A 17217-nucleotide genomic window follows, 5' to 3' on the forward strand; every position below is an offset into this window, starting at 1 on the left:
GAAGTGCAAAATAGATGACCTGCTTCTGACATTGTTGTTCATTGCTATTACTTTTACACTCCGAAGGGATGATACGGTTTCTCAATTTAAAGACATATTTACCAATATTTCAACGTTGAAACCATTCCCTGTCATTTATTTGGCACATTAGCTCACATTGATCCGTTTTTTAATGATTAATCTATATATAGTGAAATAATATTTGCCGGAGCACGATTACTAACCATACGATTTTGAGAAAATGATAGCAATAATACAGAGGGTGAGTGAAGCATCGGTAACCATAGATGGAACGATACATGGTTCCATTGGAAATGGGTTCCTGGTTTTGCTCGGGGTAACACATACCGACTCTACGGAAGATGTGGAATGGCTTGGAAAAAAAATTATCGGACTCCGCGTTTTTGGCGACGAGGAAGGAAAGATGAATCTGGACCTGACAGCAGTAAAGGGAGATATTCTATTGATCAGTCAGTTTACACTACATGCAAGTACAAAGAAGGGTAACCGACCATCTTTCATTGAAGCGGCAAGACCAGAAGTTGCCGTTCCGTTGTATGAACAAATGATTGGATTTCTTGAAAAAGAATTGGGAAAAACAATCGCATGCGGGAAATTTGGGGCGGATATGAAAGTATCATTACTCAACGACGGCCCTGTCACCATCATCATCGATTCAAAAAACAGAATATAAATCACATCTCATGACTATTGAAGAAGCACAGAGCGAAGTAGACAACTGGATCAAAACTTACGGTGTACGTTATTTTTCAGAATTGACAAACATGACCATCCTTACAGAAGAAGTGGGAGAACTGGCCAGAATTATGGCCCGCACTTATGGAGATCAGTCGTTTAAAAAATCAGATTTGGGAAAAGATCTGGGAGATGAAATGGCTGATGTTCTTTGGGTACTAATCTGTCTGGCTAATCAGACTGGTATTAATCTGACAGAAGCTTTTGAAAAAAATATGGCTAAAAAAACCGGACGTGATAAGGACCGGCATAAAGAGAATGAGAAGTTGAAATAGATGATCTAAAACAAAAAAAGCCCGTTGATGAGACGGGCTTAAATTTATCAAATATTTGACTACATATCCAAAAGCAGACGCATAGGATCTTCCAACAATTGTTTCACCCTAACAAGGAAACTTACAGAATCCTTACCATCAATGATACGGTGATCGTATGAAAGCGCAAGATACATGATTGGACGAATTACGATTTGTCCGTCAACTACGACTGCTCTCTCAACAATGTTATGCATTCCTAAAATAGCAGACTGCGGCGCGTTGATGATCGGAGTCGACAACATAGAGCCGAATGTACCACCATTTGTGATCGTGAATGTTCCGCCAGACATTTCGTCCAAGCCAAGTTTACCATCACGGGCACGTACTGCCAAACGAACGATTTCCTTCTCAATAGCAGCGAAAGAAAGTCCCTCTGCATTTCTGATAACAGGAACCACCAATCCTCTCGGAGTAGATACCGCCACGGAAACATCAGCGAAGTCGTTGAATACAATTTCTTCTCCGTCAATAGATGCATTAACGCCAGGGAAATCTTTCAAGGCAACTGTTACGGCTTTCACGAAGAAAGACATAAAGCCTAAACCCACTTCATGTTTCTCTTTGAATTTATCTTTAAACTTACCGCGCAAGTCCATAACGGGCTTCATATCAACCTCATTGAATGTGGTCAACATGGCGGTTTCATTTTTAACTGCTACCAAACGACGTGCGATTGTCTTACGAAGTGAAGACATTTTTTCACGACGCTGATTGCGTGAACCCGGTGCAACTGGTGCTGCGGGTGCAGCAGCTGGTTTCGCAGGTGCAGGTTTCGCAGCCTCAGCAGGCTTGCTTCCCGCTTTAAGCGCGTCATCTTTCATTACGCGACCGCCTGCTCCTGAGCCATTCACATCTTTTACATCTATTCCTTTTTCAGCAAGTATTTTTGCCGCTACCGGAGAAGCATGTTTTTCTACACTACCTTTATCAGCAGACCCCGAAGAAACTGCGGGTGCCGGAGCAGGAGTTGAAGCAGCACTGCCTGATGAAACACCTTGTTCTATTGTACAAATCAGTGCACCGATAGCCAGCGTATCTCCTTCTTTTCCAACGATCCGCAGGGTACCGCTTGCTTCCGAAGGCAATTCGAAAGTTGCCTTATCTGATTCCAACTCGCAAAGAATCTCGTCCAATTCTACGTAATCTCCGTCTTTTTTGCTCCATGAAGCAATCGTAACTTCCGTTATCGACTCTCCAACAGCAGGAACCTTCATCTCGTAGGATTTACCCGAGGCAGCTGCCGGTGCAGGAGTCTCAGCTTTTTCCTCAGCCTTTGCAGGCTCCTCCGCAACTGGTGCGGGAGCTTCCTCCTTAGGTGCTGCATCTGCCGGAGCAGCTGCACTTGCAGAAGAATCAATGGTGGCAATCAGATCACCGATACTCAGCGTATCGCCTTCCTGCGCCTTAATATGTAAAACACCTTCTGCTTCCGCAGTTAATTCAAAAGTTGCTTTATCCGAATCAAGTCCGCAAATGACCTCATCCATCTTCACAAAATCCCCATCATTTTTGAACCAGTTTCCTATAGTCACTTCGGTAATAGACTCGCCAACGGGCGGTACTTTTATTTCAATTTCAGCCATTTTATCTGCAATCTTGTTATCGGATTAAGTGTCTTATTTTTCTTGATAGTTATTCAAAAGCTCTTGTAAGAATTTCTGCCTGCTCTTTTGAATGGATTTTGGAGAATCCGGTCGAAGGTGAAGCACTCGACTCACGAGCAATCACTTGCAATGGATTAGCACCTTTGTACATTCTCAGCATGAAAGTCCAGCCTCCCATATTAAACGGCTCTTCCTGTACCCAATAAACCTTTGCGTTTTTGTATTTACTCAAATGCGCATCAATCTGGCTCTGTGGGAAAGGATGCATTTGTTCCAAACGAATGATGGCAACGTCATCACGTTTCTCCGCCTGCTGCTTTTCATATAGCTCATAGTACAGCTTTCCGGTACACAGAAGAACCTTTTTAACTTTTTTCGGATCAGCATAGCTATCACCTATTGTCTCCTGGAAACTACCGTTAACAAGGCTGTCGATAGGAGAAACACAAAGTGGATGGCGCAACATCGACTTAGGCGACATGATGATCAATGGCTTTCTGAACTGAGATTTCAGCTGACGGCGCATAATATGGAAAAAGTTAGCCGGCGTAGTAACGTTGGCAACGATCATATTATAATTTGCCGAAAGTTGCAGATATCTTTCAGGACGTGCATTCGAGTGTTCTGGTCCTTGGCCCTCATAACCGTGTGGTAACAGCATTACCAATCCATTCCAACGATCCCATTTTGTTTCGCTTGAAGAAATGAACTGATCAATCACAACCTGAGCACCATTGGCAAAATCACCAAATTGTGCTTCCCAGATTACCAAAGCTTTTGGATTAGCCATGGAGTATCCAAACTCAAAGCCTAGTACCGCGTACTCAGACAAAAGCGAGTTATAGATCATAAATGGTCCCTGGCCTTCTTCAATATGTGCAAGACTATTGTAAGAATAATTCGTTTCCACATCGTGCAAAACAGCATGACGGTGAGAGAACGTACCACGCTGTACATCCTGGCCGCTTAAACGTACAATATTACCTTCGGCTAAAAGAGAACCATAAGCAAGCAATTCAGCTGTTGCCCAGTTTACCTCCTTTTTATCAAAGATCATTTGCTCACGATCCTTGAGCAATTTATCAATCTGCTTAAGCCTTGTGAAACCCTCAGGTGTTTTAATTAGCGCCTTCCCTACTTTTTCGAGAATTTCCAAAGGAACACCTGTCTCCACAGATTTTTCAAAATCTGCGGCAACAGCCTTGCGAAGCGTATGCCAATCCTGTTCAAGCTTAGGCATGATGTAAGGAAGCGCTTTCTGCTTCACCATGTCAAGGCGTTCCTGCAGTAGCTGCTTGAACTCCTTATCCATATTTACAGCAAGCTGTGCATCCACATCACCACGTTCTACCAGCACTTTCTGGTAAATCTCACGAGGGTTCAAATGGTTTTCAATAGCCTTGTATAATACAGGCTGCGTAAATTTCGGTTCGTCTGCTTCGTTGTGTCCGTGACGACGGTAGCAGACCATATCAATAAATATGTCCTTATTAAACTTCTGACGATACTCAACCGCCAGGCGCATACAGAACACCACCGATTCCGGATCATCTCCATTTACGTGAAGTACAGGCGCATCTACGATCTTAGCAATATCCGTACAGTAAATACTAGATCTTGCGTCTTCAAAGTCCGTAGTAAAACCAACCTGGTTGTTTATTACAAAATGAATTGTTCCGCCAGTGTAGTATCCGTTCAAACCAGACATCTGAGTAACCTCATACACAATTCCCTGGCCTGCAACCGCGGCATCACCATGAATAAGGATAGGAAGTACACGGTCGTAATCGCTTTCATACATTGCATCGGCACGAGCCCGTATGTAACCTTCAACAACCGGATTTACAGCTTCCAGGTGAGACGGGTTCGGCGCCAATTTCAAATGCACCTTTTGTCCGTTTTCGGCAGTAATCTGGCTCGCAAATCCCATATGGTATTTCACGTCACCATCTCCCCAAACCTGATCCGGCAAATTTCCTTCAAACTCATTGAAAATTTGTCCGTAGGTTTTCTGCATCACATTGGCAAGTACATTCAGACGTCCTCTGTGTGCCATCCCGATCATAACCTCCGCAACGCCCATTTCCGCAGCCTTGTTAATCAGCGCGTCCAATGCAGGTATTGTGGTCTCTCCACCTTCCAGCGAGAATCTTTTCTGCCCCAGATATTTGGTGTGCAGGAAGTTTTCGAAAACGACAGCTTCATTCAATTTGGAAAGAATATGCTTTTTCTCTTCGATAGAGAATTTCATATCCAATGCTTCCTTTTCTATCTTTTTACGAAGCCAGCTTTTTTGCTCTCTGTCGCGTATATACAGGTATTCAAAACCGATATTTTTTGTATATATAGTTTTCAGCGAATCCACAATCTCCCGAAGAGACGCCGGACGGCCAAAAACTTCCACACCTGCCTCAAAAACAGAATCAAGATCTTCTATACCCAAATTGAAATCCGTAATTTCAAGTTGCGGCTGACGATCTTTTCTCTTTTTAATTGGGTTCGTAGTGGCCAAAAGGTGCCCTCTTGACCTATAACCACGAATAAGATGAACCACTTCCATTTCCTTCCGGATACGAGCTGGATCAACCTTCCCTGCAGTAGCAGATTCCTTACCATTGACCGCACCATTTGTGTGTCCATTACCCGTTTCTGGGTACTTTTGAGAGAAATCATATCCCTCAAAAAACTTTTGCCAGCCTTCGTCTACCGAAGCTGAATCTTGCTTATAGGAATTATATAAATCCTCAATATAAGCGCCGTCGGAATTTGCTATATACGTGTATTTATCCATCACAAATGTGATTATTTCATTTACCGGACAAAGTTAAGAGACTTATGTAAACAAAACACATAAAACTGCCTATTAACTTTACCCAAAACTATACTCATTTTAACATATACTTAATACTTCTGAAAACCGTTGGGATTCGGAACAAATTTCAACATCAGCTCGTGTACTCCCTGCGGTCCTGTGTAAGTGGTAAAGATTTGCTCCACCTGCTTGGAATTATAAAAATAACCGAGCCTCACATTTTTTCCGACCTGAACTTCTCCTGAAATTTGTAGAAAATTGATGCCAGAATTTGAAAATGCGTTGGCCCCTCCACCCATACGATATGAAGCGCCTATGCCTACCTTTTCACTAAACCAGACCCGGGCACCTAAATCAAGACGAAGTTTATGGTCCTTTTCCTGTACAACCAGCGCATGAGGCAACAGCATAATATCCTCTGCCAAATCATAACTTCCACCCGTCATAATATATAATGGTCGGCGGTAAAATGCACCAATTACCTGATCACCAAAACTGTGGGATAAAACCTCAGGTTTTGAAACTCCGAAATAAAATTGTTCAGAACGAAGCCATGCACCTACACCAAAACTACCCAAAGCGCGGTTGTAGCTCCTCGAAGAAAAGTCAGAAACCGGAAGAACATTGATCCCGCCTTGCCCTCCGAAAGACAATTTCCATACATCCGAGATTCCCAGGTGATACGCGAAACTTGCGGAAAGAGCTGTGGTAGTGAAGTAACTGGTCTGGTCATTTAGCGCCTGAAAACCTGCACCAAATTTCCCATTCCCAAACGAACCGTCCGCAGCAAAGGTCTGGCTTGACGGAGAATTTTGAATATTGAACCACTTCCGGCGGAACATTGCAGTCATGTTGAAAGTCTCCCTGGCACCTGTAAAAGCTGGATTAATCGCCATCGGATTTTGCACATACTGTTCAAATAGCACTTCTCTCTGTCCAAAGCTGTAATCGTAAGTCAGGAAAAACAGGGATACAAAAAGTAACTTCTTCAGGTGGCAGTGCTTTATCATTTCTTAATATTGTTCGTAATTCAAAGTAATCATCATTAAAAATGGCACGGGACTAATCCCCTGCCATTTCAAGCCATTGCGAGTTTACATCTTTTGGCTAAAATCATTAAAAATCATATCCCAGTGTAAAGTACGGAATCGCTTTGTTTGTTGATCCGTTATCAACTCCCCAGGCATAGTCAAACTTCACATAGAAGCCAAATAATGTCGTTCTTGCTCCTACTCCGTATCCTGACAGGTAAGGATTTTTATACGTAGTTACAGTTGCGCGGTAGGTGTCTCCATCAGCACCGATAATGGTGGTGTTTAAACTACTGTTCTCGCTGAACGGACCTTTACCAGTCCATGCAGTACCGATGTCCCCAAAGCCAACCACCTGGAAATTTCTAAGGAAACTGGACGTAATTGAACCCCGGTAAAGGTATTTAATCAGCGGAATTCTGAGTTCGGCATTCAGTAACATATAACTTGTACCCGACAATCTGTTCAGATTAAAGCCTCTCAGATTGGTCGCAAAATCGGCAAAGAAGATATCACGGTTGTCAACACCAGGACCAAAAGCAAGCGCATCATTCTGAGCACGGCCGTCTTTTTTATTACCGATCCAATTCTCCATTCCACCCATGATGTTTTGCTTCGGCGCTTTTCCGGCAGAGTGACTTCCGGAAGCACGTATGGCGAGAATCAGGTCTCTGTGAATTTTTTGGTAATGACGAAAATCAAGACTCAGGCGATTGAAACTCTCATTGGAAGATGTTAACCCGGCCTGCATATCAAAACGTATCTTGAAACGCGTTCCTTCCATCATATTCATCCCATTCACCTTCGTATTATCGAATACATATTCGCTTCGAAGTCCTCCATAATTAGACGTCAGGTCAGGGTTTTGAAGAATTACCATATCAATCAGCCTCGTTGAACTAAACATCGGGGACAAAGTAATACGGCTTGTATTTGAGAATGGATAGGAAGCAGAAAAAGTCACCTGATTGTAACGGTATTTCTGCGGGTAGTTCTCCACATTCGCATAGAGCGCTCTTCTGTCTATCCGAAGACCAAAATCTATCCGATAAGTGTTGTTGTTGTACTCAGCAAACAGATCACTATTTCTAAAATTGGAGGAGATAAAGAATCCTGCTTTGATAACGTGGTTTTCGAGAAGGTCATTCATAGATAGCGACTGAGCGTACCCAAAACCTCTGATCGGATCAACTCTCCAATCGGAGGTTGCGTCATTTGTAATGAACAGCCCTTTGTAAGGATATGGCCCTTTGATACTGATATTTTCTCTGGTAGGTTTCGTTCTGGACAAAACTCCCGCTGTTCCGGAAAGTGCGCCACGACGCTGCCTCGACTCGAATCCTTTCAAGACATCTTCGTCAAACTGATAATTGTCCGTATCCACCTCACCTTCCTTCAACACCAACGCAGGAGCAACTGTTTGTTTTGCGGCATTGGTATCGGGAATTGCGGCCGTCGCATCAGGAGTACCGGCTGCGGGTGCATCAATGGAACCGAGCGCCGGAGTATTTAATGCGGCATTTGTGTCAAATCCGTTTTTCAATGCCACAGTATTGTGCCCATCATATAAATAAGTATATGCCAAAGCTCCGCCCGACTTAACATGAACATCAGCACTTTTTATACTATGTATGTAATTAGTTAGCTGCGTGCTACCTTCCGAGGCCCTGGTCAGTTTGAACACATTGGATACTCCCTTACCATCTGAAAGATAAAATACTTCATTTGCGTCCGCATAAATTGGAGCAACTTTTGTCTTACCATCTCCTTTAAGCAGCAACTTCACCTCACCGGTTTTCGGTGTACCGTCGTGTTCAAAGAGGGATATGGGGCTATTGATCGTTTTGTAGTCTCCTTTTGTGGTTCCCAAAGAATCCACTGGTCTGTTAGAGGCAAATACCAGCTTTCTTGAAGAGCCCTGAATAAAACGCGGAGAAAAATCGTCGAAAAGATCACTTGTGAGCGGCAAAGCTGACGCCCTTGCCACACTAATCAGATAAATATCGTTTCTTCCGGCCCTATCCCCACTCACAGCCAGCATGGTACCATCATGAGATACGTCCATATCCACGATCTGGTCCAACCCTCTGATGTTCTTCCTCAATTTCACCTTCACTTTTTTGGTACCAATGTTCTCGTAAACGTACAAATTCTTACGTCCGCTTTCCGAAGCCATGATAAAAAGTGTATTATTCTTTGCCCAACCCAAAAGTGGAGGCTGGCTGCTCATCTTGGAACCGATCTGGTCTGATTTACCCTGACGTATAACTTTTTTGGAACCCGTCTCACTGTCAACAACGTATACCCGGTAACGGCTGTTTTTGATTTCACTAACAGCAGTAAACTTTTTGTCCTGAGAAATCTTGACAACAGCTCCCGCTTCCGCACCGTTGTATTCATTCAATTTGATTTTCCAGCTGGGCTGCGCCTCGGTATAATGCTGTTCTGCATTTTTATTCTGATCAAGATAATAGGCTCTCCAATCACGTAGAAAACGATTGTAAGAGGGAACTCCAAGTGTACTCGTAATACTTGTCTGCTCCGTACGTATGATTCGGGTCAGGTTTAATATGTCCGATATTTTGTCTTTACCGTAGCGCTCTGCAATGTAATTCCAAATTGAATGACCTATCAGTTTAGCATCATTTCCTGAAAGCAAGGTGGGTTTTCTGACATTGCGGTTTTTGAAAAAATCACGCATGTAATCGTTCAACTCCGGCGACCAGCCTTCCGAAATATAGGCAGCAGTTCCTGACATAAACCATTCCGGCAAAGTCAAAAGCAACGAGCTTTGAAGGGCCTCTTTCATGTTTCCGCCGTACAGCATGTCGTATACAAAAAGTAAACTCACATCGTTCACCAGCTTTTTGCGGAAACCAATCTGATCACCTGTGTAGGCAATCTCTACTCTGGATTGAGCAAGATCGAGCTTCTCGTCATCACGATTATCCATCGTAGACAAACCCATGTTACTCTGTTCGAGCTCTGCGGGAGAATTGTATAGAAATATTTTAACGCGGTTATAGGGAGTCCAGCCTAGTACGTCAGTTATTTTATCGAACTCACTTTCAGCATACTGGGCGGTAAGTTTCGCTAGATCAGCCCCACCCTGGTAATGATAAATCTCGAAATTGGTGGTCTTGAAGATTTTCCAGTTGAAGGTTTTATATTGGACACGGTTTTTGCCAAAGGTTTCCTGAGATGGATATCTCTGAGCCGATGCGTCCGTATTCAACCCCAAAATCGCTATAAGATTTACTGGTACGGCTAATAAAAATAGAAATTTTATCTTCATAAATACTTAGGCTTACTTCAATGGAAATATAACGAAAAATACCGCTGAATATTCACTAACGGATTCAATTCTTTATTGTTTTCCAAATGTTCGATAAACTGGTTTGCAAAAAAGGGCGCCAGAGTGACTCCTTTTGTTCCTAAACCATTAAAAATACACACATTCTGACGAACCGGATGCGTACCGATAAGCGGTCTGCGGTCCTTGACAGAGGGTCTTATTCCTGCGGTTTCTGCGGTAATTTTATATGGAATTTTTAAAAGCATTTTCAATTTTTCTTCAAGCTCCGCCGTTGCCTCGTGCGTCACAGCCCAGTCCAATTTATCCCAGGAATACGTTGCACCAACCTTCGCTTTGTTTTTAACAACGGGCAGAATAAATATGCCCTGGTTCACAACACAGGGCTCCATTTCCTGTTCCGTTTCTATTTCGAGCAACTGACCTTTAACAGGCGCAAACGGAAGCCAGTCGAAAACCGGGTCACTCACAGCCGCAAAACCCTGACATAAAATGATTCTTCCATACCTGTTGCCATTCCATTCTACAACAGAACCGGAAAGATTCAGATGATGAAAATCAAAAGTGGCTTCAATGTAACGATTGGTTTGGGTAAAATGGGCCTTACTTTTATCAAGTAACAATGGCAGATCCACCCAGCCTGCTCCAATTACTTCCAAACCACCAAACTCCATATTGATATACGAAGCAATACGATCCTGCTTCTCACCTCCACCTATATAACCTGCAATTGCTTCATCCGCGGATTGAGCAATGTAATTGTTTTGCTCTTCTACCGACCTATAGGGTCTGTACACAGATAATGGATAAAAAAAATGCGCATCCAGCCGGTCTTCCAATTCAGTATAGAATTTCTTCGCATATGGAAAAAGGTCGTCGGCAAGCCAGGTTTTAACCAGTTTTCTTCCGGTAAGCGGATTTAAAATTCCGGCAGCAACCCTTGAAGAGCTCGGTGCCGATGAACTACCAACGATGTGAAATGTTTTGCCGGCTTTTTCCAGATGCCAGGCAACAGACAATCCACCTATGCCATGGCCAATGACCAGGTAATCAAAATCAGGAGCTATTTCACTCATTTAGTTCTGTTTATTTCCCGACTACGAAGTGAAGATGTAATGCGGGCATCTGCCAATCTTACGACAAGCTCAACCTGTTCGTCGAGTGTCATTAATGAGTTATCGATGTAAACGGCATCTGCTGCTTGCCTCAACGGACTTTCAGCACGGTGGGTGTCTATATGATCACGCATCTTAAGATTTTCAGCGATCTCTGCCAGACCAATCAGCTCTCCCTTTTCCATGAGTTCCTGTTGCCTGCGCTGCGCGCGTATCAAAGGATCGGCAGTCATGAAAATTTTGAGTTCTGCCTGTGGAAAAACGACTGTTCCAATATCACGGCCATCCATTACAATGCCACGTGCCCTTCCCATTCGCTGCTGCTGCGCAACCAGTGCATGCCTTACTTCCGCAATAGCACTTACATCACTTACTTTTTCAGATACGTACATCTTTCTGATCTCATCCTCTACATTGAGACCATTCAGGTACGTATCGTTTCTTCCAAGTTCCGGATGTCTTCTAAATGAAATCTGGATTTGAGCAAGCGCATTTTCAACCTCTTTGGGATTGGTACCACTGATGTGATTCTGGATAAAATATAATGTAACTGCCCTATACATTGCACCGGTGTCTATATAGGGGTAATTAAGTTGCTTGGCAACCAGTTTGGCAGTTGTGCTTTTACCACAGCTGGAGTAACCATCGATAGCAACAATTATTTTTGGCATAAAAGTCTGGCAATTTAACCGGGCCATCATGAGGCCTCATATAAAATTAAATGTGCAGAACGGATGCTAAATTATATTACCAAACAAGTATTTGTCTGCATCACAGACAGTTCGGCTTTTGATCTATAAAACACAGAATTCAACACGCTCATACGCATGTTGCAAAAATAGAGGAAAGTCCAATCTACCGAAGACTTTTTTTTAATTAATGAAAAATTGCCTCAATACTGCCAGTCGGGTTACCAGGCACAATTACTAAAGTTACCTATTTTACTTTTCACTTTCTTCAAGCAGAAATACTACAAGGCTCCTGGCTCCATGCGCACCTATCACGAGTGATTGCTCAATATCCGCCGTTTTCGAGGGACCCGAAATAAAACATCCCCAACCAGTGGTATCTGCTAATATCTTGTAAGCATCATGCATATTACCTACGATGCTTTTGCGTGGAATTACAAACGCAAGATTTTGAGTAATAAATGGTAATGCGCGATGTGGCAAATGGTTATCCGAAATCCAGATCGCCCCATTTTCTGCCACACCAAATTCTGCCCTTAGTATCGCCAATTCGATTGTTTCCAGGTCATGCGGATCTGATATATTCAGACTAAAATCTGCCCAATCCGAAAGTTCAGGAATGGTGGTAGCGCGATTTACCACGCCGGCATACATTTCCTTTACCTTTTGTCTTAAATCATCGGGATTCGAGACAACAATTACTTCTGTATATACCGCTGCCAGCGATTCTGTAAACTTCGTCTCGGTATCAATAAAGTTACTGTCGAAATCGATCTTCTCAGGCAACAATGTTTCTGCCGGTTTGTTCAGCCTGATCTGCTTAAGTATTTTCTCCCTTGCACTCATTTATATATCAGATAATTCACGCATAACGTGATGCAAATTAAAATTTAATATCAACCTATTTTCGGTTGCGAACATACCAGTCACGGAAACTCTCCTTGGGTGGTTCAGGCATATCACGCTGCTTAAACCAGGGATTCAGATCGTTGTTGACAACAAACGGAACAGCACGCATAACAGCCCTCCCCAGTTTCCCCGACCATTGATAGAACCTTGGCTGCGACAACACCATCGACATCGCCTTAATACCCATTTCCTTACCTTTTGGAACATGCCCCTGCTTTACAAGAACCTGCCTCCATTTATATAGCTGGTCATGAATGTCTATTTTAACCGGACAAACATTAGAACAGCTTCCGCACAAAGTACTCGCAAAAGGCAGATCCGCATTTTTGGTCATGTCCAGATTTGGCGCAAGAATAGAACCGATGGGACCTGCTACCGCATTGTGATAACTGTGTCCACCGCTGCGTCTGTAAACCGGACAGGTGTTCATACATGCACCGCAGCGGATACATTTTAATGAATTACGAAAATCCTCACGACCGAGTTGGGTGCTTCTGCCATTATCTACAATGATAATATGCATCTCCTGCCCTTCCCTGGGTTTCTTAAAGTGGCTGCTGTATGTGGTAATAGGCTGACCGGTTGCACTTCTGGCAAGCAAACGGAGAAATACGCCCAAGTGCTCCTGTTTGGGAATAATCTTTTCAAAACCCATACATGCAATATGTATGTCGGCAAGATGCGCACCCATGTCGGCATTTCCTTCGTTGGTACTCACTACAAAGCCGCCTGTTTCGGCTACCGCGAAATTGACGCCTGTTAAAGCCGCACGGCGCGTAAGAAATTTGTCGCGCAAATGCTGCCTTGCTGCTTCTGTGAGATATTGCGGATCCGTTGCCCCGGCTTCCGTTCCCAGATGTTCGTGAAAAAGATCGCCTATATCCTTCTTTTTTAAATGGATGGCAGGAAGAACAATATGGCTGGGAGGCTCGTTGCGAAGTTGAACAATTCGTTCGCCCAGATCTGTATCAATGACTTCAATTCCGTTTTTAATCAGAAAATCATTCATGTGACATTCTTCGGTAAGCATCGATTTGCTTTTCACCATCCGGTCGATTTTGTGCTGTTTGAGCAAGCCGAGTACAATCTCATTATGTTCGGCAGCGTCTGATGCCCAGTGAACATGTACACCGTTCTCTTTTGCCTTTCTTTCAAAATTTTCAAGAAGGCCATCCATGTGCGATAACACATAATGTTTAATACTGGATGCAGTCTCCCTCAATTCTTCCCATTCAGGCAATTGTTTGGAAGATTTATCTCTTTTATGGCGCACAAACCACAAAGTTTCATCGTGCCAATTTACATATGGCTCATCCGCATTGAACACTTCCGAAGCACTTGCATGGTCCATTGTTAACTTTGACATACCTCTCTTAACAATTAGATAATAGTATTATTTAAAGAACTTGAATTGAACTATTCACATTCATTGCACAATTCGAAGTTTTGAATTTGTTTAATAAACAACTTTTTAAAATCAACTAAAAAGCTATTTTATTGTAATGCAATATGTTATAAATTTGACATACAAAGTTTTTCGATCGGAAGATCGGAGTCTGAAAAAAGTTTAATTAAACTTTTCTTAGACACAATAAAAATTTTAGCTCCTATGAAAACAAAAAACATCATCCTCGCAGCAGCTTTGACAGGCTTGCTTTTTTCAGGCTCAACATTCAGAACGAATGCGCAGGCCACCGCTACTTCTGATAAAACCGTTTCCGCTGACAACAAGCTGAGCGTATTGGAAGTTAAACCTATGCAATTCAGAGTTTCATATAATAAATCCCAGTCAAATGCAGTTTCAGTTCGTATTTTGGATACAGACAAAAATGTTCTGTTTTCTGAAAGCAAACGTACTGATTCAAACTATTTGAAATATTTCGATCTTTCTACCCTACTTGACGGTACTTATACCTTCGAAATCACGGACGGAAAAGAGAAGTATACACAATCGTTTGACATCTTGACTAAAACGAGCCGCGTCGTTTCTTCAATTAACTAACGACTCGTTCTTCTCAGATTCTGAAATTCCGAAACTTTGTAAAATGCCGGTGCTTCACAAGAGTGCCGGTATTTGTTTTATACAGTCGCTAAAACCGCACTATTCAGGATCTCTGCAATGTGTTTTACCTGAACTTCTGAATTTCTTCGTTTCAAAATACCTTCCAAATGCATCAGGCAACTCATGTCTGATCCTGTAATGTATTCAGCATTGTGCCGGAGGTGATCGGCGACGCGGTCTTTGCCCATTTTAACAGACACTGCTTCTTCACTCACACAAAACGTTCCTCCAAAACCACAGCATTCGTCTTTACGATCAAGCTCGACAAGTTCCAGTCCATGTACTTTTCTAAGTAGCGTTTCTGGTTTCGAGAATGGGTCCGCATTCAATTCCGACATTTGGGCCAAGTGTAATCCACGCTGACCATGACAACCCTGGTGTAAACCTACACGGTGCGGGAAGTCAGCAGCAATGTTGTCTATTTTTAAAATGTCGGTGATAAACTCAACAAGTTCATATACTTTCTTTCTCACAGCTTTGGATTCACCTGGCTTTCCTTCTACTTTCAGGTGATCTTTAATGTGCAGCACGCAGCTGCCAGAAGGAGAAACGATGTAATCGAATTCCGAGAAAGAATTCAGAAACAACGTGTTACAATCATTAGTAAGATGCTCAAAACCGGAATTCGCCATCGGCTGACCGCAACAGGTCTGATTAAGCGGAAAACCAACAGTGCACCCTAGCTTTTCGAGCAATTCCAAAGTGGCAATCCCAACCTGAGGATAAAACTGATCGACATAACAAGGGATAAATAAGCCGATTTTCAAATGTGAGTAGTTCATTTTACCAAAATTCAACTGTGGCAAGAATCGGATAATGATCAGAAGCCATCGGATATTTTTTTATAACCTTATAGTTCTTCACACGCACCTTGTTATTGAGCAATACAAAAATATAATCGAGCCTGTCGCCCGGTAAGCCCTCGTTCCAGGTTTCCAATTGAGAACCTTGTGCAGCATCCTGCCATTTTTTCCTGAATGAAAAATACGGTTGCTCGTTTGGCCTCGCTCCCATATCCATACCCAAAACCACAGGCTGGACACTGCCCTGCAACATCTGGTTGATATATGCCGACTGCAAAGCTCTGTCCATCACCGACGCATATTCGAGTCGCGAATTGCAGAATCGAAATGTTAAGTTTCTGGAATGGCGAATGAGGCCACACAACAAAATCTTGGGATCAGCACCGGGCGTGGAGGGTAAGGTAATTGTCTGCGACTTTTCTACCGGCCATGCCGATAATATTCCTACACCCTGACTACCACTTTCAGACGTTTCAGCTACACCATAGGTATAATGCATGCCTGTTTGAATGGCCAGCTGTCGTAGTTGAAACTGCGTTTTACCGTTCGTGATCAAACTGTCAACAGCCTGCAAAGCCACCAGATCGGGTTTGTTTTCTTTAATGATTTTTAGAATATCCATCAGGTTCGACTCCTCATTCATGTTCACTCCGTGGCGGATGTTGAAACTCATAATTTTCATCTCAACTGATCGACGCGGCTGAGAGGCAAGCAAAACAAAAGCACTGCAAAAAAGGGTAATGAATAATACTAATTTCTTCAATCCGACTAGTCAGCTATGGTTACAACAATATTTTTCTTCGTGCATTTTACCACGAATATGTGTGTTTTCCAATTGCAGAGAAGCTTTCATCATTGTGTAATTCCATTTCCCGGCCAGAGTTCTGCTACTCCTGTCACTTCTAAGTGCCGTCTTCGTTCTTCTATGATCAGGTTTAATTGATAACTCAATCGCAACCGTCAATCCAGATTATAGAATTTAATCGCATTCTCTCCCATCACATCTTTGCGTTCGGTTACTGAAAATGAGTTAAGATAATCCGTAACAATTTCTTTCATAGATGCGTATTCAGCCGCAACCAAACATACTGGCCAATCTGAACCAAAAAGCAGCCTTTTTGCACCAAAAGCCTCGAAAGCTACATCCAGATAGGGCACGAAATCACTTTTATTCCATTTTACCCAATCTGCTTCGGTAACCATTCCCGAAACTTTGCAGCTCACATTGGGCAACTGAGCGAGCAATTTTAAATCGTTTTTCCAGGGTTCAAGTTCTCCCCTTTTGATGTATGGTTTTGCAAGATGATCTAAAACAAAACGAACTCCCGGCAATTTTTTAGCAAAATCGTAAGCCTCTTTGAGCTGATGTGGATAGACCAGGATGTCGTATGTAAAATCAAAAGCAGCAAGCTGTCCAACACCCCTCAAAAACTCCGGCTGACTAAGAAAGCCGTCTGGTTCTCCCTGTACAACGTGCCTGAAACCTTTAAGAAGCTCAAACTGTGAGTAAACCTCAAGTTTATCATACAATTCCGGAGACCGCAGATCAACCCAACCGACCACGCCTTTAATCTCATCGTTGGCTTCGGCAAGTTGTAGCAGAAATTCAGTCTCCAAATCCGATTGATCCGCCTGAACAGCCACACAGCCATCAATACCATTGGTTTCCAGTACCGGAATCAAATCCCCAGGCAAAAAATCCTGACGTATTGCTTCCATTTCAGGGGTGATCCAGGAATCACGAACCGGGTCAAAAATCCAAAAATGCTGATGTGAATCAATGGTCATAATATAAAAGCTAAATGC

The 17217-nt window shown here is 42.9% G+C and carries 14 protein-coding genes; 3 read left to right on the plus strand and 11 right to left on the minus strand.

Translation table 11 applies throughout. The features are described from left to right. Positions 1–241 precede the first annotated feature (241 nt). Both dtd and LZG71_RS14665 read left to right on the plus strand, forming a co-directional pair. Entirely contained in the window at positions 242–694 is a 453-nt protein-coding gene (gene dtd / locus LZG71_RS14660) for a D-aminoacyl-tRNA deacylase (protein ID WP_233821488.1), read from the plus strand. 10 nt (positions 695–704) lie between these two features. Next, positions 705–1031 carry a nucleotide pyrophosphohydrolase gene (locus tag LZG71_RS14665; protein ID WP_233821490.1) on the plus strand — a complete coding sequence of 109 codons (327 nt, stop codon included), beginning with the start codon at positions 705–707 and terminating at the stop codon, positions 1029–1031. Between the two features lie 59 nt (positions 1032–1090). Here LZG71_RS14665 and odhB read toward each other — a convergent pair whose 3' ends face one another. The 8 genes from odhB to LZG71_RS14705 form a co-directional block, all read right to left on the minus strand. Next, entirely contained in the window at positions 1091–2656 is a 1566-nt protein-coding gene (gene odhB / locus LZG71_RS14670) for a 2-oxoglutarate dehydrogenase complex dihydrolipoyllysine-residue succinyltransferase (protein ID WP_233821492.1), read from the minus strand. 49 nt (positions 2657–2705) lie between these two features. Next, complete coding sequence (locus LZG71_RS14675) at positions 2706–5468, minus strand: 2-oxoglutarate dehydrogenase E1 component (protein WP_233821494.1); 2763 nt, start codon at positions 5466–5468, stop codon at positions 2706–2708. Between the two features lie 110 nt (positions 5469–5578). Then, positions 5579–6499, minus strand: a complete 921-nt coding sequence (locus tag LZG71_RS14680) for a PorP/SprF family type IX secretion system membrane protein (protein ID WP_233821496.1) — start codon at positions 6497–6499, stop codon at positions 5579–5581. 106 nt (positions 6500–6605) lie between these two features. Then, positions 6606–9815 carry an outer membrane protein assembly factor gene (locus LZG71_RS14685; protein WP_233821498.1) on the minus strand — a complete coding sequence of 1070 codons (3210 nt, stop codon included), beginning with the start codon at positions 9813–9815 and terminating at the stop codon, positions 6606–6608. A 17-nt stretch (positions 9816–9832) separates the two neighbouring features. After that, a complete protein-coding gene (locus LZG71_RS14690; RefSeq protein WP_233821499.1) occupies positions 9833–10909 on the minus strand; it encodes an FAD-binding oxidoreductase in 1077 nt (358 codons plus the stop codon). Then, positions 10906–11619 carry a (d)CMP kinase gene (cmk, locus tag LZG71_RS14695; protein WP_233821501.1) on the minus strand — a complete coding sequence of 238 codons (714 nt, stop codon included), beginning with the start codon at positions 11617–11619 and terminating at the stop codon, positions 10906–10908. Before cmk ends, LZG71_RS14690 begins: the two co-directional genes overlap by 4 nt. A 270-nt stretch (positions 11620–11889) precedes the next feature. Then, positions 11890–12483 (minus strand): LUD domain-containing protein, encoded by a 594-nt coding sequence (locus LZG71_RS14700; protein ID WP_233821503.1) that lies wholly within the window; start codon positions 12481–12483, stop codon positions 11890–11892. 55 nt (positions 12484–12538) lie between these two features. Then, the gene (locus LZG71_RS14705) at positions 12539–13912 is read right to left on the minus strand and encodes a lactate utilization protein B (protein WP_233821504.1); all 1374 of its coding nucleotides are present in this window, start codon (positions 13910–13912) and stop codon (positions 12539–12541) included. A 243-nt stretch (positions 13913–14155) separates the two neighbouring features. Here LZG71_RS14705 and LZG71_RS14710 point away from each other — a divergent pair, with 243 nt between their 5' ends. Continuing rightward, positions 14156–14548, plus strand: coding sequence for a hypothetical protein (locus LZG71_RS14710; RefSeq protein ID WP_233821506.1), 393 nt, complete (start codon positions 14156–14158; stop codon positions 14546–14548). A 77-nt stretch (positions 14549–14625) separates the two neighbouring features. Here LZG71_RS14710 and LZG71_RS14715 read toward each other — a convergent pair whose 3' ends face one another. From LZG71_RS14715 to LZG71_RS14725, 3 genes are all read right to left on the minus strand, one after another. Continuing rightward, the gene (locus LZG71_RS14715; RefSeq protein WP_233821508.1) at positions 14626–15390 is read right to left on the minus strand and encodes a (Fe-S)-binding protein; all 765 of its coding nucleotides are present in this window, start codon (positions 15388–15390) and stop codon (positions 14626–14628) included. Position 15391: 1 nt separating this feature from the next. Continuing rightward, complete coding sequence (locus tag LZG71_RS14720) at positions 15392–16084, minus strand: endonuclease/exonuclease/phosphatase family protein (protein ID WP_233821510.1); 693 nt, start codon at positions 16082–16084, stop codon at positions 15392–15394. A 287-nt stretch (positions 16085–16371) separates the two neighbouring features. After that, a complete protein-coding gene (locus tag LZG71_RS14725) occupies positions 16372–17199 on the minus strand; it encodes an amidohydrolase (RefSeq protein WP_233821512.1) in 828 nt (275 codons plus the stop codon). Positions 17200–17217: the final 18 nt, after the last annotated feature.

Source organism: Dyadobacter sp. CY312, assembly GCF_021390535.1.
Lineage (GTDB): Bacteria > Bacteroidota > Bacteroidia > Cytophagales > Spirosomataceae > Dyadobacter.

Bases quoted from the DNA above. Each gene is read 5' to 3' on its own strand.
- LZG71_RS14665 (WP_233821490.1), top strand. From the start codon at position 705: ATGACTATTGAAGAAGCACAGAGCGAAGTAGACAACTGGATCAAAACT.
- dtd (WP_233821488.1), top strand. From the start codon at position 242: ATGATAGCAATAATACAGAGGGTGAGTGAAGCATCGGTAACCATAGAT.
- LZG71_RS14705 (WP_233821504.1), bottom strand. From the start codon at position 13,912: ATGTCAAAGTTAACAATGGACCATGCAAGTGCTTCGGAAGTGTTCAAT.
- LZG71_RS14715 (WP_233821508.1), bottom strand. From the start codon at position 15,390: ATGAACTACTCACATTTGAAAATCGGCTTATTTATCCCTTGTTATGTC.
- LZG71_RS14690 (WP_233821499.1), bottom strand. From the start codon at position 10,909: ATGAGTGAAATAGCTCCTGATTTTGATTACCTGGTCATTGGCCATGGC.
- LZG71_RS14685 (WP_233821498.1), bottom strand. From the start codon at position 9,815: ATGAAGATAAAATTTCTATTTTTATTAGCCGTACCAGTAAATCTTATA.
- LZG71_RS14710 (WP_233821506.1), top strand. From the start codon at position 14,156: ATGAAAACAAAAAACATCATCCTCGCAGCAGCTTTGACAGGCTTGCTT.
- LZG71_RS14725 (WP_233821512.1), bottom strand. From the start codon at position 17,199: ATGACCATTGATTCACATCAGCATTTTTGGATTTTTGACCCGGTTCGT.
- LZG71_RS14720 (WP_233821510.1), bottom strand. From the start codon at position 16,084: ATGAGTTTCAACATCCGCCACGGAGTGAACATGAATGAGGAGTCGAAC.
- LZG71_RS14675 (WP_233821494.1), bottom strand. From the start codon at position 5,468: ATGGATAAATACACGTATATAGCAAATTCCGACGGCGCTTATATTGAG.
- LZG71_RS14700 (WP_233821503.1), bottom strand. From the start codon at position 12,483: ATGAGTGCAAGGGAGAAAATACTTAAGCAGATCAGGCTGAACAAACCG.
- odhB (WP_233821492.1), bottom strand. From the start codon at position 2,656: ATGGCTGAAATTGAAATAAAAGTACCGCCCGTTGGCGAGTCTATTACC.
- cmk (WP_233821501.1), bottom strand. From the start codon at position 11,619: ATGCCAAAAATAATTGTTGCTATCGATGGTTACTCCAGCTGTGGTAAA.
- LZG71_RS14680 (WP_233821496.1), bottom strand. From the start codon at position 6,499: ATGATAAAGCACTGCCACCTGAAGAAGTTACTTTTTGTATCCCTGTTT.